Source organism: Candidatus Babeliales bacterium, from assembly GCA_041660205.1.
Lineage (GTDB): Bacteria > Babelota > Babeliae > Babelales > Chromulinivoraceae > JACPFN01.
The window spans coordinates 1-20,504 of sequence record JBAZWT010000002.1 but is presented as its reverse complement, the minus strand read 5'-3'; the positions used below and the strand labels follow the sequence as shown (position 1 = coordinate 20,504).

Genomic DNA, 20,504 nt, shown 5'->3' with positions numbered 1-20,504 from the left:
AAATAAATAGTAGGCGCGTAGCTCAGTGGTAGAGCACTGCTTTGACGTAGCAGGGGTCAGCGGTTCAATCCCGCTCGCGCCTACCAAAGATCTTAGTATCTTGGTATGCACAAATAGATTTGAAAAATATGAATAAGATACAGTCAAAATATAAATAAGGTTGTTATGTTAACACAAGTAGAAAAATTAGCGCTCATCAAAGAATTTGGCAAAAATGAACAAGATTCTGGTTCAACAGCAGTGCAAATAGCTCTTTTGACAAAAAATATGGCTGTAGTACAAGCTCATTTAGGAGTTCACAAAAAAGACTTCAGTACACAACGTGGATTGATGCAAATGGTAAATGACAGAAAACGACTTTTAATCTATCTAAAAAAATGTGACGAAGCTAGTTACAGCGATGTGATTAAACGTCTTGGAATCAGAAAATAATTTATAACGATAGTGAGATAAATAGAATGGTCAAAACTTTTAAGTTAAAAAGTCTTGGATACGAGGTAACAGTTGGAAAATTTGCAAATCAGGCTGATGGATCAGTTTGGTTTCGACATAAAGATACTGTTATTTTAGCAACAGCTGTTATGGCAGAAACAAAAAGCTTTATGGGTTTCTTACCTCTTTCTGTAGATTACCGAGAATATTTTTCTGCTGCAGGAAAAATTCCAGGTGGATACCTTAAAAGAGAAGGTCGTTCTTCCGATCAAGAAGTTTTGGTAAGTCGTTTGATCGATCGATCAATTCGACCACTTTTCCCTTCCTATTTCTTCAATGAAGTACAAGTCCTTGCAACTGTTTATTCACTTGATAAAGATGCGCTTCCAGCGCCATTGACATTGCTTGCAGCGTCAATTGCATTATCAATATCAAGAATTCCTTTCGGTGGACCGGTTGGCGCAGTCCAAGTCGGCCGCAACGAAGGAAAATGGATTATGAATCCAACAAGAGACGAGTTAGCAAATTCTGATGTAACATTAATGGTTGCTGGAACTAAAGAAGGTCTTTGCATGGTTGAAGGAAATGCTTCTGGCATTTCTGAAACAGAATTAGTCGATGCATTGTTTACTGCTCATGAGTCAATCAAAGAGCAAGTAGCATGGCAAGAAGAAATTTGCAAAGAAGTGGCTGTTGCAAACAACACAACATACCAAGATGGTTTTGACTGGACATCATGGCATAACAAAGCTGTAACTTTTTTAACTTCATCACGAATTGATGAAATTTTTAAAGTTGGTTCAGAAAAACAAGCATTAAAAGATGCAATTAAAAAAATCAAAGTAGCATTTCATGCTGAGCATGTTGGTCAACACGTGGTTGCTAAAAGTGAAGAAGAAAACAAAATTAATTATGTTTTCGATTCAGTTCTCAATGACGCAGTTGGCGTTGAAACATTAAAACGTAAAGTACGTGTTGATGGTAGAAATTTTACAGATATTCGTAATATCTCTACAGAAGTAAACTTACTTCCATCAGTTCATGGTTCTGCATTTTTCCAACGTGGTCAAACACAAGCACTTGTCAGTGTAACTTTGGGTAGTGGAAAAGACGCTCAAAGAATTGATGATCTTTTTGAAAATGAACCAATTGATATTGGGTTTATGTTGCATTATAACTTCCCTCCATTCTCTGTAGGTGAAGCTAAACCAATGCGCGGACCTGGGCGTCGAGAAATTGGACACGGACATTTAGCAGCTTCTGCTATTAAACGTGTACTTCCTTCAAAAGAAGACTTTCCGTACACCATTAGAATTATTTCTGACATCTTAGAATCTAACGGTTCTAGCTCTATGGCATCAGTCTGTGGATCGACAATGGCTCTTATGGATGCTGGCGTTCCGATTACAGATATGGTTGCTGGTATTGCTATGGGACTTTTACATGCTGAAGGCGGAAATTTCCAAGCGATTACTGATATTACTGGATTTGAAGATGCTTTAGGTCTAATGGATTTTAAAGTTGCTGGTACAAAATCAGGAATTAATGCAATCCAAATGGATATTAAATACAAAGGTGGATTACCTCGTAGAGTATTTGAACAAGCTTTAGCGCAAGCACAACAAGCTCGTCTTCACATTTTGGGTGAAATGAATAAAGTTATGACTGAGCCTAACAAAGAGCTTAATCCTCGTGTTCCTCGTATGATTTCAATTCAAATTGATCCAAACAAAGCTGGTGCAATTATCGGTTCTGGCGGAAAAATTATTAAAGAAATTATCGAACACACTGGAACAACAATTGATATTGAAGGTTCTGTTGTTAACATCTTTGGAGCACCAGGGTCAAATATTGACATGGCTGTTGCATGGGTGAAAATTTTAGCTGATCAACTCGAACAAGGTATGATCTTAGAAGGTTATATTGCTCGAACATCTGACTTTGGTTTATTTGTAGATATTGCGCCGGGTAAAGCTGGACTCTTGCATATCTCAAAAATACCAAAAGATAAACAAAGAAACCTTGATCAATTTTACAGAATTGATGACAAAATTATGGTTATTGTTGATGATTTTGATCCTGAATCAGGAAAAATACGTTTAGATTTTGCTGATAAAAACGCACGATAATTAAACGCACAGTAAATTAATAAGTGGGTTATGGCTCTTGTATGGAAATAACAGAATTTTTTGCACAAAGTACTGAATCTTTTGTAAAAAATCATTCCGTTATTCTTTTTACAGGTAAAAGCTATAGCCCACTTTTTTTTGATCGAGCTTTAGTTTTTCTTCAAAAAAAATTAGGCCAACCACTCAAAAAAATAAATCTGGACCAAGAGTTTACTGCGATTCAAATTGCGTTGCATACAAGCTTTTTGGGACAAACACAGATCTATTGTTTTGGTGATCTTTCTCTTCTTTCTTCTAAAAAGAAAAAAACAGATTGGATTAAATTTATCCAATCGTATCAAGGTCCACATACGATCATTGGATTTTTGTGTGATGAGGATAATCTTCCTTTATCATCGTCTCAGTCTTCCTTATTGCAAGTTTCTATTGCCGAATCTTACAACAGTGATCAAATAAAAAAATTATCATTTTTATACGACAGCTTAAAACCAGAAGTAGCAGCTCATTTTTTTGCGAAATTATATCGTATCAATTCGCAATATTCACTTGATCAGATTTGTTTGCTGCAAGATTACAGCGGCCTGCTTGGCAAAAGTATGGATCTTTTTTTTGATGATTGGGTCGAAAAATTAGTGGTATCTGATATTTCATTATTTTATTTGAGCCAACTATTTTTTGAAAAAAAAGCAGAAGAGTTTTTTGTAAAATGGTCAGATGTTAGACCTTATTATTCTGATCAATTTTGGACAACGTTTTTTTCAGAACAATTATTTAAAGCATATTTTTACGTGCAGTGGCAGGGCCGAGTGCCTGTTGATCAAAAGCAAATTACGTTTGGATTACCATTTTCTTTTTTAAAACAAGATTGGAAATTGTACACATTGTTTGAGCTGCAAGCATCGCACCAAAAAATGTATGAAATTGACCTTGCATTAAAATCTGGTGGCAGCTCCTATCGTCTTGATGCGTTTTTTGCATTATTCTTCTCTGGCGACTTTTCGTAAGTTTTAAAAAATAAAAGTTTAAATTTAAAAAGGCGCATGGAAACTGCGCCTTTTTCGTTGTTTTAATTTTCTTCAGAAACCGAATGTTTTTGATATCGACCTGGTTGAAGTATTCCACCAGAGATAACCAGAGCAGTTGCCTCTTGACGAGTTAAATCTGTTTCTACAAATGACTCAGCTGGCAGCATAACAAAACTACCTGTTGCAGGATTTGGCGTATGTGGCACATAAATGCCAAATAATTTCTTTTCAGAAATTTGAGTTGGAATTTCTTTCGTTAAAAACCCGATGCTGTACATTCCTTGGCGTGGAAACTCAATGATAACAACTTTTTTAAAGCTTGCTTGATCATGCGCAGTGAAAGCATGAGTTAGCTGCTTTGTTGCTAGATAAATAGTTTTTATCATAGGAATGCGAGCAAAAAAATCTTCAATCATATGAATGATCGGTTTAAAAATAAATGCTTTTACTAAAATCCCTAGAAGAAAAATAAAACCGATTAAAATAAAAATTTCATGCTGTGGAATTTCCTGTACAACGGGAATATGTAAGTTTTTTATAGGCAGCAGTAAGCCTTTAATCATGTTGAAAAAAAAGCTGAAAAAACCATAGGTAATTATTATGGGAATTAAAAAAATTAATCCTGTTCCAAATAAGTGTTGAAGATACGCACCTGGACTATGATATAGATTTTTAATTTGCATTGAGCTCCTTTTTACATTCATTTTTTACGGTTTCTAAAATTATTTTTGCTTGTGCTTGGTCAATATGCTCAACCATGATGCGTAGGATTGGTTCAGTGTTTGATGGTCGAATTACAATACGTCCTTGCTCTGGTGATAGCGCAACTTTTGCAATGATTGTATTAATCGTTTTTTGATCTATTCCTGCAGAAAGAGGCAATGTTTCATGAACTTGAAATAGTTTTTTGTAAGGATGTAGGTTTACATTTTTACCTGATGCCAGCGTGTCGAAAAACATAAGAGAGGCAAAAATTCCGTCACTGCAAAAGGCATGATCCATCATGGTAATATGACCACATGTTTCTGCGCCAAGGTACGCTTGATTTTCAATGAGTGCATCAATAACGTTTCGTTCACCAACAGGAGTTTTGATTAATTTTTTACGTTGTGACGTAAAGTACTGCTGCAGTCCGCCATTGCTCATAATCGTTGCTACAACGATGGGATTTTGAAAATATTGTTGGTGTTGCGCGATAACCGCTAGAATATCATCACCATCAAATATCTGCCCAAGATTGTTGGCGATAATTACTCGATCGCCGTCACCATCAAAAGCGCATCCCCAGTCAGCTTGATGCTGCTTTATAGCCTCTTGTAATAATTCTGATTTTCCACATCCTGAGTCTTTATTAATGAGGCTGCCATCGAGTGTGTTGTTAATTGCAATAGTTGTGATACCGCATGCTTTAAAAATTCGCTCTGCAATTTTTGCTGTTGCACCGTGCGCACAGTCTAAAACAACTTTTAAATTTTTATACGGAGCGTTATCGAGTTGATTGACCACTTGAGTTTCATAAAACGAGATTATATCGAAATCGACGACTGTGCCTTTTTCATCATCTTGAAAATCTTCCAGCGTTGTTGGATCTTGTACGATTTCATGAAAAAGGCTTGAAATTTCTTCTTCCATTTCTATGTTGAGATATCCAAATTCTGTTAAAACTTTTATGCCATTGTACTCAGCTGGGTTGTGAGACGCTGTGACGACAATTCCAAGAGCAAACATTTTTTCGTTATCGTCTTCTTCATCATACTCATCATCATAGTCTTGCTGATCTTCTTCGTCATCAAGTGTGTAATCTTTAATTGCTTTTGCTACAAAAGGCGTTGGCGCAATACCTGCATCAAATACATCATGACCGAAATAAGTAATACCTTTGATCAGCGCGTTTTTTATCGATTCGCTTGAACTTCTGGTATCTGTTGCTATTAAAATGTTGCATGGTTCATCAAATTCTTGTGCAAGTAAAGCACCAATGCCGTAACCGATATTTTGCATGTCTTTAGGGTTTACAAGACCTTGATTAACTTTATTTCTGATACTGCTGTTGGTAAAAATATTTGAATTTTTTGTCATAACTTTATTCATGATTCCGATCTTTACCTGATATTTGTATGGATATATGGGATGGTATTAAGTCTATCAGTTTTACAGAGTCTGGTAAGAAAAGATTTTCCCTGCTGAGCTGAATTTCATGATTGCCATCATCAAAACTTGATGCATCGATGTGAACTGCACTTTGCAATGGATCAAATTGATAGATCTCTTTACGAGGTCCAGAAATTTTTATCATAACGTTGTCTGGTGCCAAAATAGTTCGTGATGACTGCTGCTCACTTTGGTAAAAACAGAGCGGTACGTTTTGATCAATGGTTGTCCATTGATATTGTGAAACAAAAAACCAAAGCATGTACCCAATGAAAACTGATGAAACTTTAGTGAAGTGGGGGTGTGCTGTGAGAGCTATCATGTTTTGGGGTATTGTATTTTTGATCATACATAGTTCCTTTTTTGTCATGAGTTAAAGGGTGCTGTCTATCGTGCATAATTTCTTTGCCGCATTTGAGTAGTTGGTCAATTGTTACGGCTTGCAAGCATTTTCCTTGATACCAAAGTGCATGTTGATTGCTAGAAGCGTTGATGAGGAAAATAAAAGCATCAGTTTTTTTTGTAAGCAGAGTTGCAGCTTCATAATTTTGCGTAACAATATCTTGTTCGTTTAACAAAAGTAATTCCTGTGTCAGGTTTTTTTGCCACGTTACGTTAACGCTATGGACAACTCCTGAGCGTTGTACCCATAAAATAGTTGGGTTACTTAGAGCAGTGCTTGAAAGTAGCAGGTCGGTAATTTCTTGTTGAATTGGCAGCTGCAACATGTATGGCGCATGCAGAAGGGTGTCAAGATGATCTGCTCGCTGCACAATGCACATAATTTGTTTTTTTTGATATGAAGCTACAAGACAAGATCGGGTTAGAATTTCGAGCCAATTTTTATTGGGAATTGTTTGAGGAGTGATGTGCTTGCTAGAACTAACCACAAAGTTTTTCTGAATTTGTTTTTGATGAACAACAATGCAAAAAACAACTAATGCTGGAGAAAATAAAAGCATGGTGTAAAAAAGAATACTGCACGAAAGATAATAACTGGTAAAAAGTAATGCAAAATAGCCGTAGGAGTAGAGCAGCAGTGGTTTTGTATGATCGCTTTTCAACCATGCAAAAGATTTATAGGTAACAAAGATAAACAAAGATAATTCGATATAATTTTGATAGGAGTACAGGCCTAATTGCTGAGCACAAAAATCAAAAAGATAATGAAAGGGGTAGAAAGCGAGCATTCATTTTTCCTTTTTTGGTTGTATCATATATTTATTATAAAATTTGATATTTTTGAATCTAAAAGGAACCTCATGAAAAAGCAAGAGATCGTACTTACAGGTGATAGACCAACCGGTCCACTGCACATTGGACATTATGTTGGATCACTTCTCAACCGTGTTAGCTTGCAAGATATTTACAAGCAATATGTCATGATCGCAGATATTCAAGCGCTTACTGACAATTCTGCAAATCCGGCAAAAGTTCGTGAAAATGTTATGGAAGTCGCTTTAGATTATTTGGCTGTTGGTATTGATCCTGCAAAAACAACAATTTTTATTCAATCGATGATTCCAGAAATTGCCGAACTTACCATGTTTTATTTAAATTTGGTAACCGTCAATCGATTGCTTCGTAATCCAACGGTTAAAACGGAAATTCAACAAAAAGGATTTGGAGAGTCTGTACCCGCTGGATTTTTAATGTACCCAGTCAGCCAAGCTGCTGACATTACAATCGTAAAAGGTACCATTATTCCTGTCGGAGAAGATCAACTTCCTGTTATTGAACAAACTAATGAAATCATTCGCTGCTTTAATCGTACCTATCAAACAGATATTTTTCCTGAAGCAAAGGCACTAATTCCTAAAGTATCTCGGTTGGTAGGGCTTGATGGACAAGCAAAAATGAGTAAAAGTTTAAACAATGCAATCTTTTTAGGTGACGATGAAGACACGCTTAAAAAACGTATTATGAGCATGTACACTGACCCAGGTCACTTACATGTCAGTGATCCAGGCAAAGTTGAAGGTAACGTTGTTTTTGTGTACCTTGATGCATTTGATCCAGACGTAGCTAAGGTTGAAGAACTTAAAGCTCATTATCAAAAGGGCGGACTTGGCGATGTGGTGCTTAAAAAATATTTATTTGAAGTACTGAATGCCATGTTGACCCCGATTCGTACTCGAAGAGCTGAGCTAGCCCAAGATCGTGGTGAAATGATGCGCATGCTGCTTGCTGGAACTGCAAAGGCTCGGGAAGCGAGTGCTCAGACTATGCAAGAAGTGAAAAAAGCTTTAATGCTTGATTATTAAACGACATAATCAGTCATACCTGACATTGATTTGTGAGTTAGATGAAGTAAAAATCATCTAACTCTTCTTTTTTAAGGCCACTTTCTGTAAGAGTAAAACCAGCCAGAAAGGTGATGAAAACAATCATTAATTAATATTTCAACCAAACCGTTTACCCATTTGCCCAATTGTGGTATCTTTTGGTTTAAATAAGTAAAACCAATCATGAGGAAGAAATCATCATGAAAAAGAAACAAGACATAGTAAAAGTAGATTCTCGTAATCGTATTACGATTCCTAAAAAGATGAGCAATGAGTTAGATCAAATTTATAAGATCTATCAAAAAGATGGTAACATTGTTCTTGAGCCTGTTCAGCAAGTTTCAGAACGCGAACAATGGATGCTTGATCCAAAGAATACAGAAATATTAAAGCGTTTGAAAAAATCTTTAGAAGAAAAACCAACTATAAAATTTAGTGAGTTTAAAAAAACCTTGAAGATAAAATAGTGATTACTTTTGAATTGATTTTATCTGATGATGCTGCTGATTCTCTCATAGAGTTGAAAACCGATGCTTCAAAAAAACGCATATTAAAAGATGTAGTAAAAACTTTGAAGTTGATGGAAATGAATCTTAGGCATCCTTCGCTAAACACTCATGAGTACCATAATTTTAAAGGGCCAAAGGGTGAAAAGGTTTTTGAATCGTACGCTCAGCAAAAAACAGCTGGAGCTTACAGAATCTTTTGGTGCTACGGTCCAGACAAAGGCGAAATCACTATTCTTTTAATCATTCCACATCCTTAAATTTAGCTTTTAAATGAGAGCTCTTGCCTTACAACAGGAGCTCTTTTCTCATGTAAAGCTGTGCTTGTGATCGTGAAATTTCCTATTAAATCAGCTTTTTTCATCTAACTCTTCCTTTTTAAAGCCAATTTTTTATACACTCTTTATAGAATTAGGGGTTCTATATCGGGGTATATCATGAATAAAATCAAATTTTCTAAAGATAAAAGTAAATTTTTGCCGACAGTTTCAATGCTCATTTTCGGTCTTCTTTTTATAGCGTCCATCTCGATCTATTGGCGTTATGGTACGCAGTCAACTGATACTATTATTCATCAAGATGTTATGATGCTTCAAAAAATATTTAAGCAGATACATAACGACTGTAGCATTGTGAGCTTTGCTCACAGCAAAAATAATATCGATTTTTTAACAGTTAAGCAGTTTGTTGGCCCTGAAGTAGGTGCTATGAGTCTTGGCTTTTCTAGTCAATGGAAAGGTCCATATTTGAAAGAAAACCCAACAATTAATCAGCAGGTGTATCAAATATTACAAACGAAAACAGGCTGTTTTATAGTTCCTGGTGATGGTGTTGTGCTGAGCAATGGTAAAAAAATTGGTGTTGATTTTGTATTAGACGAAAATTCTGACATGGATGAAATGATGCAAAATCCTGAGTGCTTAAAATCATCAGCTGGTGCATTGGTTGCCCAAATACCTGTGATTTCAAAAAAGTTACAGGATTTTATACAGCATCCATTTGCATTTGATGATATCGATTAGAAAAATATTTATTTTTGTAGGGGGAGAAGTTTCATGAATAATTACAAAATGTACATTCAGATACTGTGCTTGAGTGCACTGTTCCACTCATCTATATTTGCGATGAGAACAACTGGGGTTACTTTATCAAGTAAGCCATCATCATGGACGACTAAAGGATTTAGTTATGGTCAACAACAGGTACAACCTGTGCAAGTGCCACAAGCAACGGTAAATTCTGCTGCAGCTAGTCAAGTTCAAGCAGAAATGCAGGATTCATCAGCTGTATTATCTGCTGCACCATGGACCATGAAACGGTTTATGACACTGCGACCATCATGGTGGTCTAGAGCTGCAGAGCAAGAACAAGTACAAGAAGCTCCAAATCTTTTTAAAGATTTTTTACAAAAATATCATCAACATGAAAGATGGTTGCAAACTAATGTAGACTCTCAAGTCTTAAACTTTTTTTCACCACTTTTAGATAAATATAGTCGAGCTCATAAAGACTTTGTAAGCAGTCCAACTGATGAAAATGCACAACAAGCATTGATTGATATGTCTGCTCATATGGATCAATTTATTAAAAATTATTATATGAATCGGCCTATGTACGCCGAGCTGGCAAAATTATCTCAAAGTTTTATAGATAATGATCAAAATACTCTTGAGATCAGAAATCATGGTTTACAAGGTATAGAAAAAATGGAAAAAGTTCTTAGGGATTATAAATATGGATCTGGTGCTCAAAGATTTGCTGCACAATCAGATCCAAAAGCAGAACAAAAAGGTCCAAAATTAGCAAGAGACTCTCAGTCAGGTATATTTAAAGGGTCTGGGATACAGCGTATGTATAATGCAACTACTTTATAAATTAAAATGAAATTAGAGAGCTCTTGCGATAAAATAGGAGCTCTCTAATTTTTTTATAAACAAAATTTAAAAATGAATTTTATATGATTTGTAAAAACGAACCATCGATTTTTTTTGTGCCGTGATGCGTGAAGTGAACGGTCACAAAAGTTTTATCGCCTTTTTGTTCCACATGGTGTGCTATTCCGAGTCCAAAAGTTGCATGCTTAACTGCTTGTAAACGACGAATATGCAGTTGCTTAGCAGAAGGTGTTTGAGTTGCAGTATTATTGTTTACTACTGATGCAGCAGTAGTCGTTTGCGGTGTACGAGGTTGATACACAGGTTGATCCTTTGGAGCTTTTCTATTTCCAATCCAGTCTTCAAAAAAGGTTGAAAAACTTGATCTGCTCCAGTGAGCAGCTTCTTGTTGAATCATAAGGTGTTGTGGTATTTCACTAAGGAATCTGGATGGACGCTGTTGGTCCATTTTTCCATACACGTTGCGAAATTTGCTATGTGTAATGAGTAACTTTTGGCATGCTCGTGTGATTCCAACGTAAAATAATCGACGTTCTTCCTGCACGTTTTCTTGACCGATTGATTGGTTGCTTGGAAGAATCCCTTCTTCAAGTCCTACCAAAATGACGGTTGGAAATTCTAAACCTTTTGCACTGTGCAGTGTCATCATGCTAACGCGATCAACAGAGCTGTCATCTTTTTTGATCTGTTCTTGCATGAGTGAAATGTCATCTAAAAATTGTAACAGACCCGCTGCGGTATGCTCATCAAAATACTCTGCTGCTCGTAAAAATTCAGCAACGTTTTCTCGTTTTACTTCAGCTTCAGCTTTATCAAAACTTTCTTGAAGGTATGAAATGTACTGAGTTTGTTTGATAAAATGCTCAAGCGTGCTGGTAACATTCATAGTTGTTACATCATGCGATGACGAGCTTGAATTTTCGACTTCAGACTTTGCAAACGATTCAGCTTTGAACAATTTTACAAAGCTTTGCACTGATGCTATTTGCTTCATGGGAATAAGTCCGCAATTGATCACAATGGATGCAACTTCTTGAAATGTTGAAAATGGATTTTCATTCCAAGTTTGTAAAAATGTTTCTTCAAACTTTTCACCAAGGCCTCGAAGAGGGCAGTTAATAGCTCTGAAGAATGAAATTCGATCAAAAGGATTTTTTAAAAGTCGCAAATATGCGAGCAAATCTTTAATTTCTTTTCGTTCATAGAATTGAATGCCGCCAATGATTTTGTAGGCAATTGATTCTTTGATCAAAGCTTCTTCGATGATACGCGATTGATAATGCGTTCGATATAAAATGGCAATCGACGATTTCTTTTCTTTTTTTGCAATCAAATTAATCAAGTGAGCAATGGAATATGCTTCTTGTAAATCAGAAAGACATTCAAGCAGTAGCGGTTGGTGCTGCTCTGTGCTTGCAGACCATAATTGTTTGTGATTTCTATCAACGTTGTTTTTAATAATGCTGTTTGCAATATTTAAAATTTGCTGGGTCGATCGATAATTTTGTTCAAGTTTAACTGTTTGAGTATTTTTAAATTCTTGATTGAACTCTAAAATGTTTTTAACTGTTGCACCGCGCCATGAATAAATTGATTGATCTTCATCTCCCACAGCACATATCGAATCAACAACGATTTGATTGTTTTGTAGAGTCATTTGCTTTAAAAGTTCATGCTGAATCAAGTTTGTATCTTGATACTCATCAACTAAGATATGACGATGACGTTGTATGTGTGCTTGTTTAAATTGTGGATTGCTTTCAAAAAGATGAAATGTTTTATACAAAAGATCATCAAAATCTAAATAACTGCTTAATTTTTTTTGTTGTTCGTACGCATTGTACAGTTCCATGAACTGCTGAGCGTGATGCATATTCCAGACTGGTAATTCCTGGTGAAGTGTGTCAGCCATTTTGTATGAAGAAAAAAGAGGAAGCAGTTGTTTTGGATTAAATAATTTATCCAGTCCACGATCTTTTATGATTGATTGCAACAGTTTTTGTCCATCTGCAGAATCGATGACAGAAAATGGTTGAGCTTGAAGTAAGGCAGCATTTTTTTTGAGTAGTTTTAAACAGTACGCATGAAAGGTCGCAATTGTTGGTTTCGTGCGTAAGTTTGGCAAAAATTGCTCAATACGATGCTGCATTTCTTGAGCAGCTTTGTTGGTAAATGTCAGAGCAATAATTGATGAAGGCTCAACACCATGATTTAAAATTAAGTTTGTGATACGTGCTGTGATCACACGTGTTTTACCTGATCCAGCTCCAGCGATTACCAAAAATGAGCCGTCTTTTGGCGTGACGGCTGATTTTTGCTCTTGATTTAAACTACCTTGCACGAAATTATTAAAAGCAGCTTTTGCCTCAGGACTACGATGAACATCATTAAGAATTGTTTGTGCGTATGTATCAGCATTATCATTATTGCTGAACAATGTTCTTAATTCTGATTGCGACTGAGATGATAAAGACTCATCATTGTCATTTTCGTCATACATAGCCTGCGTGTCCGTCGAAGCCTGGGCGAAGTCGGAAGGATCTAGGTTTAAACCTGCCTTATGTTTTTCGTGCTCGTTCATTATTTTGTTTTATCCTGTTTTGATTTTGCCTTATCTTGTTCCGGCTTCCATGATGCTAAATATCTTTTCAGTGGAGCTGTGCCATCAGGTTTAATGCAGCTGATTGCAACATGCGGCTGATCGCCAAATTCTTCTAAGCGTTTTTGCAGTTCTTTTTTAGTGATTTTATCAGCTTTATTAAATACAAATAAAATCTGCTTTTTCACATTGATTTCTTCAAGTGTTTTTAAAACAACATCAATGTGATTTTTCCAGTTGTTGTCAGCAATGTCGGTGACTACAAGTAGAAGCGATGCGTATGAAAGCTCTGCAAGCGTTGATTTAAATGACTCGATCAATTGATGAGGAAGCTGCTGGATAAATCCGACGGTGTCAGAAAGTAAACCAACTTTTCTAGTACCTATAAAAAGCTGACGAGTCGTGGTGTCAAGCGTTGCAAACAATTGATCTTTTGCAAGCACATCACTATGAGTCAACACATTTAAAATGGTTGATTTACCAGCGTTGGTATATCCAACAAGGCAAATGAGAGGTACTTTTTGCGTAAGTCGCTGTTTGCGCTGAGCGCCACGTGCTTTTTCGATTTTTTCTAAATGTCCTTTAAGCGTCAGGATAGTACGGCTTAGATAGCGAATTGTTGCTTCTTTAACCGTTTCACCAGGTCCACTGCGAATACCGACTGTTCCGGCCTGTTGATCAAGGTGCACTCCGTGTCCAGTAACGCGTGTTTTTGCAAATTGAAGCTTAGCAATTTCTACTTGAATTTTACCTTCAGCCGTGACAGCAGATTTTTCAAAAATCGCTAAAATCAAGCGAGTTCTATCCATTAAAGGACAGTCGAAAACTTCATGTAGATTACGCTCTTGTTGACCAGACAGAGTGTCTGAGACAATGATTTCTTCAAAATTGCCTTCATCGAAAATAGTTTTGATTTCACTCAGTTTTCCTTTGGTGAAATAATGACCAGATTCAATGGTTCGTAATTTTATTTTGAGCAGTACGTAGTCAACAATGCCGTATGTTTTAGCTAAATTGAGAAATTCTTCATAGTAAGCTTCAATATCATCTGTTTTGTTATTTGGAGACTGTACTCCAACAAGCAACGTTTTTTTATAAAACGTTGTTGATATCAGTTCGTTTTTTGCCATAAGATTAATAACTTTCTTACTTTTAAAGTGGAGGTCGTAATAACAGTGTACTAGAAAAGTGCTGTTGAGTGTAGTTATTTTATAGCAAGAGGGGGCGATTTTTGTTATACTAACAGTTAAATTGATAATTAAAGCCGTGATCCTATGGAAAGAATCTATGTTTGATTTTTTAACAAAAAAGTTTTCTGGAATATTTGCCTCGCTAACGGGCAAAAGTAAATTAACCGAACAAAATTTGCAGCAGGTCCTTGGACAAATTAAAGACAGCTTGCTTGAATCGGACGTTGCCTACGAATCTGTGCAGACTTTTGTAGATGGTGTGCAGCGTGAAGTCGTTGGCCAAAAGGTGGTTGCATCGATGAATCCATCTGAGCAATTTGTTAAAATTGTGTACGATCGGATGCTTTCTTTTTTAGGTGGTCAGTATCTTGCCGAAGGTTTCAATTTTCAAATTCCATCGGTGATTATGGTTATGGGGCTGCAAGGTTCTGGTAAAACTACATCGATTGGAAAGTTAGCCTACTTCATAAAAAAACAAGCAGAAAAGCACGGCAAAATAAGAAAAATTCTTTTTGCGTCAGTAGACTTTTATAGACCGGCAGCGCTGGAACAATTACAGGTGCTGGCAGGGCAGGTCAGTGTTGATTTTTATAGATCGCCACAGACGGACCCGGTGCTGGCAGCTCGAGATATTTTGAATTATTATAAACAGCATGGATATGAATATTTATTTTTTGATACAGCTGGTCGTTTGCACATTGATGAATCGATGATGCAGGAGCTACAAACAATCAAAAAAATTATGCAACCAAAGTATAGCTTTATGGTGCTTGACGCTATGACAGGGCAAGAGTCACTTAACGTTGCTAAATCTTTTGAAAAAACTGTTGGATTTGACGGAGCGATACTTTCAAAAATGGATAGTGATGCTCGCGGTGGAGCTGCTTTTTCATTTAGATATGAATTGAAAAAGCCTATTTATTTTATGGGCGTTGGGGAAAAAGTAGAAAACTTAGAGATCTTTCGTCCTGAACGCGTGGCAAAGCGCATGCTAGGGATGGGAGATGTGCTGACATTGATGGAACAGGCTCAGGATAAAATTAAACAATCTGAGCAAGAAAACATTGCGAAATCGATCATGTCCGGCAGTATCACGCTCAATGATTTTGCTCAACAGTTAAATATGATGTCGAAATTGGGATCAGTTTCGTCGATTATGAAATTTATGCCAGGTATGGCCTCAATGAAAGTATCAGCAGAAGACGCTGAAAAAAGTGATAAAGAACTTAAAAAATTCCGAGCTATTTTGAGCTCGATGACTCCAAAAGAACGATTAAAGCCTGAAATCATCGATGGTTCTCATAAGAAAAGAATCGCAAGTGGAGCAGGCGTTGACATTTCTAGCGTAAATCTTTTAATGCAAAGGTTTGAACAAAGTAAACAATTTGTTAAGCTGCTAAAGAAGAATCGTTTTTTTAAGTAAAATTATTTTTATAAATGTGTAATTGTTTAACTCTATCTAAAAGGATTGCCGAATGGCAGTGAAAATTCGTTTTGCCCGTATTGGCAAAAAACATGCACCAATCTATCGTATTGTTGCAATTGATTCTCGCAGAAAACGAGATGGTATGTTCCTGGAAAACCTAGGTACTTACGATCCTAAAACTAAACAACTTGTTCAGTTTCATGATGACCGCATAGCGTACTGGGTTTCAGTCGGTGCAGAAATCACTGATGCTGTTGTGCGTTTGATGAAAATCAAAAGCAAACAAAACCCTGTAGATCAGGAAAAAACAGAAGTTGCTCCTAAAGTGGCAAAAGCTGTAGCTAAAAAACCAGCTGCGAAAACAGAAGCAACTGAAAAAGCTCCTGTGATCAAAAAATCAAAACCAGCTGCTAAGTAGACTTTAGTTATTTAAAATCCTTACTGCGTAAAATTGTTGTATGAATGTTTCCATTTTGACGTTGTTCCCTGAATTATATCAGTCATTTTTACAAACAAGCTTACTCAAACGAGCACAAGAAAAAAAACTTGTTTCTTTTTCTTTGCACAATATGTTCGACTACGTACAACCGAAAGAACGAATTGATGCTCCTACGTTTGGGCATAGCTCAGGAATGTTGATTCGGCCTGATGTGATTGAACATGGAATTGATGAAGCTGAAAAACAATTTGGAAAATCTTTTAAGATTTTTTTATCTCCGCAGGGTTCTAAATTAACTCAACATAGCGCACAAAAATTATGGCAAAAGATAGCATCGCAGCAGCATGTGATGCTATTTGCAAGTCGGTACGAAGGAATTGATGCACGCGTTGAAGAGCAGTACGCTGACGAAATTATTTCCGTTGGTGATTTTGTTGTGATGGGTGGAGATATTCCTGCGATGCTTTTGCTTGAATGTTTGTTGCGGTATATGCCAGGCGTTGTAGGAAAAGAAGAATCGGTAACGTTAGATTCTTTTTCTGGAGCGTTTGTTGATCATCCGGAATATACTAAACCGGTTGAGTGGAAGGGCAGAGTGGTTCCAGAAGTTTTACGATCGGGTAACCACGGCGCCATTGCAAAGTGGCGTCAAGAAAAATCAGTAGAATTGACGGTAAAAAAACATTTTGATTGGATGAGATCTTGTCTGCTTACGCCGGCAGAAAGAGAGTTAGCGTCGCGCTATATTCCTTCTCACTATGTTGCTTTAATGCATACAGGCATTGTGCTAAAAGATGGACGAATTGGAACGACATCCATTACGTCAATTGATGTGCATGACATTGCCAGATCAAGCGCTACCTATAATTTAAAAAATTATTTCCTTGTGTCGCCCCTGGTAGATCAAAAAAAGATGATTCAAGATCTTTTAGATTTTTGGCAAGAAAAAGAAGTTGGTGGTGAGTACAACAGTGATCGACATGAAGCTATGAACCGAGTGATTATGGCAAACGGTCTTGCTGATGTTATTGCTGCCATTGAGAAAAAAGAAGGCAAAAAGCCAATTATTTTAGGAACTTCTGCAAAATTTGCACCAGGTGATCCTAGAATGATTTCGTATCACGACCAAGAAAAGGTATGGAGTAATGACCGTCCCGTATTGATTTTACTGGGCACGGGGCATGGAATGGCTGAAGAATTGATGAAACAATGCGATTTCATATTGCAGCCAATTCAGGGCTTTAGCAAATTCAATCATTTGTCAGTTCGCTCTGCTGCAGCGATTATTTTTGATAAATGGCTAGGGTTTGCGCTACAAAAATAAAAATGGATAAAAATTGTTGGGTAAAAAATATCGTGTAAATTTGTCATTCTGCTTAATTTAAGGTACTCTTTACCATAAGCAATGAAATGATTGATAAGGGTTAAAAAACATCATGAAATCTAAAAAAATAAACAAAGAAACGATTCAAGAACTCGCTGTTAAAGAAACAGGATTTCCAGCATTTGGTATTGGCGACGTGATTGAAGTTTCTCAATGGGTACTTGAAGGTACTACAAAAAGAATCCAAGCTTTCCAAGGTAACGTTATAGCAAGAAACAACAATGCAGGTTCATCAACATTTACGGTTCGTAAAATGGCTGCTGACGGTATTGCGGTTGAAAAAATTTATCCAATGTATTCTCCAATTATTGATTCAATCAAATTGGTATCAAAAGCAAAAGTACGTCGTGCGAAATTGTACTATGTGCGTCACAAAGTAGGTAAAGCTGCTGCAATTAAAGAAAAAATTGTAAAAAAAGTAAAAAAAGTAGCTGTAGCTCCTGTAGAGCAAGCTTCTGTAGCTGCGTAAATATCTTTCAAATGCGTCAAGCATAAGATTTTTGAAAAGCAAAATTTTAGTGGGCTGTGAACAACAGCCCACTATTTTTATAAAAAATTAAGATTTGAGGATGTAAAGTGAAGTTTTTAACAAAGTTACATTTAGCAGCTATTTTTTTGATCAGTTTTTCGCAGGATCTGCGGTCAACCAGTTTTTTAGAAGTTGTAACCATTTTTTCTCGTTATCTAAAAAATCCAGCACAAGTTGGTGAAATTGCGCCAATATCACAGTTGGCTGGTATTGAATTATCCAGATACGTGTCCAAAGGGCAAGCAGGTAAAAGATATCTAGAAGCTGGAGGCGGATGTGGAGCCATTAGTGTTTGCATTGCTCGCAATCTTCGACCACAAGATCATTTAGATGTTATTGAGATTGATGGGCACATGTGTGAAATCTTGAAACAACGTTTACAGCAATATCCAAATGTTTCTGTTCACTGGTGTTCGATTTTGGATTGGAAGCCTGAAGTACTGTACGATGGCATTATTTCTACATTACCTTTTAACTCGCTGGGTATAGACTTTACACAAGAAGCAATAGCATATTTTGAGCAAGTTGCTGGACCTGGCTGTATGTTTTCGTATGTAGAATACCCAATCGTTCGCCAAGCTGTTCAGTATTTTTATGGTAGTGAGCGTAAGCGAAATTTTAGGGCTGTTCAAAATTTTTTATCAATCGTTCGCAATAAATACTTAGTTGAACAGGCTATGATTTATCGCAATGTACCTCCTGTTACGGTGTATCACTTATGTTTAAAACCATGAATAAATCATTATCTTTCTTTATAGTTTTTTCTTGCATGGTGCTGCTTGTAGTCACAGGCTGCCAGCATAAAAAAACAAAAGTTGTATCAAGGCAAGATAGTTTTGCGTTGCAAGAGTCAATTGCTCGCCTTTGCGATATACCTGACGGCCCAGTTGGCTTTAAGGTAAAAGAAGTTGAAAAGGATGAAGGCAATTCTGACAACGTACGCATTGAGTATAAAGCAAGAAAAAAAGAAGTAGTTCAGCTTGAAGACATTAAAAAACTATACAGCTGCAACATGGAATTGCTCGGATGGAATTTGACATCTATCTTTGACGGGCAAGATGAGTTGTTGATGCTTTTTGAGCGGCCTCGTGGTAAAAAGTGCATTGTTTCTTTACGCCTCGATGGATGTTTGATTGTGACTATTTTAGGCAAAAAAAGAGATCTGTAAAAACAGATCTCTTTAATGTAATTGAAGGGGTGAAACTAAGCTAAGCTTTCAATTTTATCTTTAAGATCTGAAATGTCCAATTCAAGTGTTTGAATTATCGATCTATGATTTGCAGCTTCTGGAGAATTTACTTTTCCTTGCTTTTTAAGCGTTGCAAGCTTATTTGTATGTTCTACTTTTGCTTTTTTCATTTCATGCAAATCTTGTTTCATTTCTTTTTTAGTTTGTACTTGTTGATTTACATGTACGGGTTTTGCTGTACAACCAACGCGACCGCATTTTGCTTTTATTTTTACAGGTCTTGCTGAACAACCACCACAATTTGATCTTACTTTTTCTACACGTACTGGTTTGTTTATTGGTTTTGCTTTGCAACCACCACAATCAGCATTCATAGAAGATACACTAATCATTGCCAAGAGTGTTGGAAAAAACATTTTCTTTAGACCTGACATAAATGAACCAGATTTCTTTGAAGCAGCACTTTTTTTACGAGGTGCAGCAGTTTTTCTACGTGTAACGGTTTTTTTACTTGCAACTGATTTTTTTGTTCTTTTAATAGACTTTTTCATATACTTGTTCCTTTTTATTTTATTTATTTATTTCTATTTTGGTCATTTTATTACCTCGGCGTAGTTTATTAACGAAGCCGGGTTAAACATTTGCTAATTCTTTACGTAAATCTGCTTGTTGTTTTTCAAGCATTTTTACAGTTTCGATATCTCCATTTCTTCGAGATAATCGTATATCTTTGTCCAAGCGTTTGATTTGTTTACTAATTTCTTTTCTTTGGTTTTCTTTATCTCGCGTCTCTTCTCGTGCTTGACGAACTCTTTCGTCAGCTGCAACTTCAGCATCAGATTTTGGTCTTGGTGCAAAAGCTACACCACCATAACCATAACCAGGACCCCAATAACCAGGACCGTAACCATAGCCACCATAAGGTCCACCATAGTAACCACCATAATAAGGTCCGCCACCTATACCGATACTAAAGGGTATGGTTTGGCTAGCTGAAATAAGTGCAAGTGCTAATAATATTTTTTTCATTTTTATCCTCCATTTTTAATTAATTCGCTAGTCGCGGTAGTATGATCTATTTTTGCGTTGATCATATCGGCTGTTATAACGACCATTTTGATCATAACCATTCCTATCGTAACTATTCCAATATCGTCGGTCATCTCTCCTATATCGTCGCTCATCACTTCTAATTTTTGCATCTTCTCTGTAAGAAGGGCTGACTATCTCTGCAGGAGCTTCAACAATCGCTTCTCCAGTGTTTAAAACTCCACCTAAAAAGCCGCGATGCTCTCTCCATTCAGGCATAGTTTGACTAGCTGAAA

23 protein-coding genes and 1 tRNA gene are annotated in these 20,504 nt (G+C 36.5%); 15 read left to right on the top strand and 9 right to left on the bottom strand.

The annotated features are described in order from the left end of the window. Positions 1-11: 11 nt before the first annotated feature. The 4 genes from WC747_00825 to WC747_00810 all read left to right on the top strand — a co-directional run bounded on the left by WC747_00825 (position 12) and on the right by WC747_00810 (position 3,565). Positions 12-86 (top strand) — tRNA-Val (locus WC747_00825). Positions 87-165: 79 nt separating this feature from the next. Continuing rightward, complete coding sequence (gene rpsO, locus WC747_00820; GenBank protein MFA5998550.1) at positions 166-432, top strand: 30S ribosomal protein S15; 267 nt, start codon at positions 166-168, stop codon at positions 430-432. Positions 433-458: 26 nt separating this feature from the next. Further along, positions 459-2,561 (top strand): polyribonucleotide nucleotidyltransferase, encoded by a 2,103-nt coding sequence (gene pnp / locus WC747_00815; GenBank protein ID MFA5998549.1) that lies wholly within the window; start codon positions 459-461, stop codon positions 2,559-2,561. Between the two features lie 41 nt (positions 2,562-2,602). Beyond that, positions 2,603-3,565 carry a hypothetical protein gene (locus WC747_00810; protein MFA5998548.1) on the top strand — a complete coding sequence of 321 codons (963 nt, stop codon included), beginning with the start codon at positions 2,603-2,605 and terminating at the stop codon, positions 3,563-3,565. Positions 3,566-3,627: 62 nt separating this feature from the next. On the opposite strand, the gene WC747_00805 is transcribed toward WC747_00810, so the two are convergent. From WC747_00805 to WC747_00790, 4 genes are read right to left on the bottom strand one after another with little or no spacing between them, the layout of a single operon-like run. Further along, positions 3,628-4,269: a DUF502 domain-containing protein gene (locus tag WC747_00805; GenBank protein ID MFA5998547.1), complete on the bottom strand. Its 642-nt coding sequence runs from the start codon at positions 4,267-4,269 to the stop codon at positions 3,628-3,630. Further along, on the bottom strand, positions 4,259-5,677 hold the full coding sequence (locus tag WC747_00800) for a hypothetical protein (GenBank protein ID MFA5998546.1): 1,419 nt from the start codon (positions 5,675-5,677) through the stop codon (positions 4,259-4,261). The genes WC747_00805 and WC747_00800 overlap by 11 nt, the downstream gene beginning before the upstream one ends. Beyond that, on the bottom strand, positions 5,670-6,086 hold the full coding sequence (locus WC747_00795; GenBank protein MFA5998545.1) for a hypothetical protein: 417 nt from the start codon (positions 6,084-6,086) through the stop codon (positions 5,670-5,672). The genes WC747_00800 and WC747_00795 overlap by 8 nt, the downstream gene beginning before the upstream one ends. After that, complete coding sequence (locus WC747_00790; protein ID MFA5998544.1) at positions 6,025-6,927, bottom strand: hypothetical protein; 903 nt, start codon at positions 6,925-6,927, stop codon at positions 6,025-6,027. Before WC747_00790 ends, WC747_00795 begins: the two co-directional genes overlap by 62 nt. A gap of 72 nt (positions 6,928-6,999) precedes the next feature. Here WC747_00790 and trpS point away from each other — a divergent pair, with 72 nt between their 5' ends. From trpS to WC747_00765, 5 genes are all read left to right on the top strand, one after another. Next, positions 7,000-8,001: a tryptophan--tRNA ligase gene (trpS, locus tag WC747_00785; GenBank protein MFA5998543.1), complete on the top strand. Its 1,002-nt coding sequence runs from the start codon at positions 7,000-7,002 to the stop codon at positions 7,999-8,001. 221 nt (positions 8,002-8,222) lie between these two features. Beyond that, entirely contained in the window at positions 8,223-8,489 is a 267-nt protein-coding gene (locus WC747_00780; GenBank protein MFA5998542.1) for a hypothetical protein, read from the top strand. Beyond that, on the top strand, positions 8,489-8,788 hold the full coding sequence (locus tag WC747_00775) for a hypothetical protein (GenBank protein MFA5998541.1): 300 nt from the start codon (positions 8,489-8,491) through the stop codon (positions 8,786-8,788). Before WC747_00780 ends, WC747_00775 begins: the two co-directional genes overlap by 1 nt. Positions 8,789-8,965: 177 nt before the next feature. Further along, positions 8,966-9,550, top strand: a complete 585-nt coding sequence (locus tag WC747_00770) for a hypothetical protein (GenBank protein MFA5998540.1) — start codon at positions 8,966-8,968, stop codon at positions 9,548-9,550. A gap of 33 nt (positions 9,551-9,583) precedes the next feature. Next, positions 9,584-10,402, top strand: coding sequence for a hypothetical protein (locus WC747_00765; protein ID MFA5998539.1), 819 nt, complete (start codon positions 9,584-9,586; stop codon positions 10,400-10,402). A 79-nt stretch (positions 10,403-10,481) separates the two neighbouring features. On the opposite strand, the gene WC747_00760 is transcribed toward WC747_00765, so the two are convergent. Together WC747_00760 and hflX are read right to left on the bottom strand one after the other, a co-directional pair. Further along, the gene (locus WC747_00760; protein ID MFA5998538.1) at positions 10,482-13,004 is read right to left on the bottom strand and encodes a UvrD-helicase domain-containing protein; all 2,523 of its coding nucleotides are present in this window, start codon (positions 13,002-13,004) and stop codon (positions 10,482-10,484) included. Then, a complete protein-coding gene (gene hflX / locus WC747_00755; GenBank protein ID MFA5998537.1) occupies positions 13,004-14,152 on the bottom strand; it encodes a GTPase HflX in 1,149 nt (382 codons plus the stop codon). The genes WC747_00760 and hflX overlap by 1 nt, the downstream gene beginning before the upstream one ends. A gap of 157 nt (positions 14,153-14,309) precedes the next feature. On the opposite strand from hflX, the gene ffh reads away from it, so the two are divergent. The 6 genes from ffh (at position 14,310) to WC747_00725 (ending at position 19,158) form a co-directional block, all read left to right on the top strand. Then, positions 14,310-15,635, top strand: coding sequence for a signal recognition particle protein (gene ffh / locus WC747_00750; GenBank protein MFA5998536.1), 1,326 nt, complete (start codon positions 14,310-14,312; stop codon positions 15,633-15,635). Between the two features lie 52 nt (positions 15,636-15,687). After that, a complete protein-coding gene (gene rpsP / locus WC747_00745) occupies positions 15,688-16,056 on the top strand; it encodes a 30S ribosomal protein S16 (protein MFA5998535.1) in 369 nt (122 codons plus the stop codon). 40 nt (positions 16,057-16,096) lie between these two features. Then, complete coding sequence (gene trmD / locus WC747_00740) at positions 16,097-17,401, top strand: tRNA (guanosine(37)-N1)-methyltransferase TrmD (protein MFA5998534.1); 1,305 nt, start codon at positions 16,097-16,099, stop codon at positions 17,399-17,401. A gap of 112 nt (positions 17,402-17,513) precedes the next feature. Next, the gene (gene rplS, locus WC747_00735) at positions 17,514-17,930 is read left to right on the top strand and encodes a 50S ribosomal protein L19 (GenBank protein ID MFA5998533.1); all 417 of its coding nucleotides are present in this window, start codon (positions 17,514-17,516) and stop codon (positions 17,928-17,930) included. Positions 17,931-18,037: 107 nt separating this feature from the next. Further along, positions 18,038-18,724: an rRNA adenine N-6-methyltransferase family protein gene (locus WC747_00730; GenBank protein ID MFA5998532.1), complete on the top strand. Its 687-nt coding sequence runs from the start codon at positions 18,038-18,040 to the stop codon at positions 18,722-18,724. Beyond that, a complete protein-coding gene (locus WC747_00725) occupies positions 18,709-19,158 on the top strand; it encodes a hypothetical protein (GenBank protein ID MFA5998531.1) in 450 nt (149 codons plus the stop codon). The genes WC747_00730 and WC747_00725 overlap by 16 nt, the downstream gene beginning before the upstream one ends. Before the next feature lie 35 nt (positions 19,159-19,193). On the opposite strand, the gene WC747_00720 is transcribed toward WC747_00725, so the two are convergent. From WC747_00720 to WC747_00710, 3 genes are all read right to left on the bottom strand, one after another. Then, positions 19,194-19,730 carry a hypothetical protein gene (locus WC747_00720; protein MFA5998530.1) on the bottom strand — a complete coding sequence of 179 codons (537 nt, stop codon included), beginning with the start codon at positions 19,728-19,730 and terminating at the stop codon, positions 19,194-19,196. Between the two features lie 82 nt (positions 19,731-19,812). Then, complete coding sequence (locus WC747_00715) at positions 19,813-20,208, bottom strand: hypothetical protein (protein ID MFA5998529.1); 396 nt, start codon at positions 20,206-20,208, stop codon at positions 19,813-19,815. 27 nt (positions 20,209-20,235) lie between these two features. Next, the coding region (locus tag WC747_00710) for a hypothetical protein (GenBank protein MFA5998528.1) at positions 20,236-20,504 on the bottom strand (269 nt) is incomplete at its 5' end.

What these genes read in the sequence shown, in the direction of transcription:
- rpsO (MFA5998550.1), top strand. Translation starts at nt 166, where the DNA reads ATGTTAACACAAGTAGAAAAATTAGCGCTCATCAAAGAATTTGGCAAA.
- pnp (MFA5998549.1), top strand. Translation starts at nt 459, where the DNA reads ATGGTCAAAACTTTTAAGTTAAAAAGTCTTGGATACGAGGTAACAGTT.
- WC747_00810 (MFA5998548.1), top strand. Translation starts at nt 2,603, where the DNA reads ATGGAAATAACAGAATTTTTTGCACAAAGTACTGAATCTTTTGTAAAA.
- WC747_00805 (MFA5998547.1), bottom strand. Translation starts at nt 4,269, where the DNA reads ATGCAAATTAAAAATCTATATCATAGTCCAGGTGCGTATCTTCAACAC.
- WC747_00800 (MFA5998546.1), bottom strand. Translation starts at nt 5,677, where the DNA reads ATGAATAAAGTTATGACAAAAAATTCAAATATTTTTACCAACAGCAGT.
- WC747_00795 (MFA5998545.1), bottom strand. Translation starts at nt 6,086, where the DNA reads ATGATCAAAAATACAATACCCCAAAACATGATAGCTCTCACAGCACAC.
- WC747_00790 (MFA5998544.1), bottom strand. Translation starts at nt 6,927, where the DNA reads ATGCTCGCTTTCTACCCCTTTCATTATCTTTTTGATTTTTGTGCTCAG.
- trpS (MFA5998543.1), top strand. Translation starts at nt 7,000, where the DNA reads ATGAAAAAGCAAGAGATCGTACTTACAGGTGATAGACCAACCGGTCCA.
- WC747_00780 (MFA5998542.1), top strand. Translation starts at nt 8,223, where the DNA reads ATGAAAAAGAAACAAGACATAGTAAAAGTAGATTCTCGTAATCGTATT.
- WC747_00770 (MFA5998540.1), top strand. Translation starts at nt 8,966, where the DNA reads ATGAATAAAATCAAATTTTCTAAAGATAAAAGTAAATTTTTGCCGACA.
- WC747_00765 (MFA5998539.1), top strand. Translation starts at nt 9,584, where the DNA reads ATGAATAATTACAAAATGTACATTCAGATACTGTGCTTGAGTGCACTG.
- WC747_00760 (MFA5998538.1), bottom strand. Translation starts at nt 13,004, where the DNA reads ATGAACGAGCACGAAAAACATAAGGCAGGTTTAAACCTAGATCCTTCC.
- hflX (MFA5998537.1), bottom strand. Translation starts at nt 14,152, where the DNA reads ATGGCAAAAAACGAACTGATATCAACAACGTTTTATAAAAAAACGTTG.
- ffh (MFA5998536.1), top strand. Translation starts at nt 14,310, where the DNA reads ATGTTTGATTTTTTAACAAAAAAGTTTTCTGGAATATTTGCCTCGCTA.
- rpsP (MFA5998535.1), top strand. Translation starts at nt 15,688, where the DNA reads ATGGCAGTGAAAATTCGTTTTGCCCGTATTGGCAAAAAACATGCACCA.
- trmD (MFA5998534.1), top strand. Translation starts at nt 16,097, where the DNA reads ATGAATGTTTCCATTTTGACGTTGTTCCCTGAATTATATCAGTCATTT.
- rplS (MFA5998533.1), top strand. Translation starts at nt 17,514, where the DNA reads ATGAAATCTAAAAAAATAAACAAAGAAACGATTCAAGAACTCGCTGTT.
- WC747_00725 (MFA5998531.1), top strand. Translation starts at nt 18,709, where the DNA reads ATGTTTAAAACCATGAATAAATCATTATCTTTCTTTATAGTTTTTTCT.
- WC747_00720 (MFA5998530.1), bottom strand. Translation starts at nt 19,730, where the DNA reads ATGAAAAAGTCTATTAAAAGAACAAAAAAATCAGTTGCAAGTAAAAAA.
- WC747_00715 (MFA5998529.1), bottom strand. Translation starts at nt 20,208, where the DNA reads ATGAAAAAAATATTATTAGCACTTGCACTTATTTCAGCTAGCCAAACC.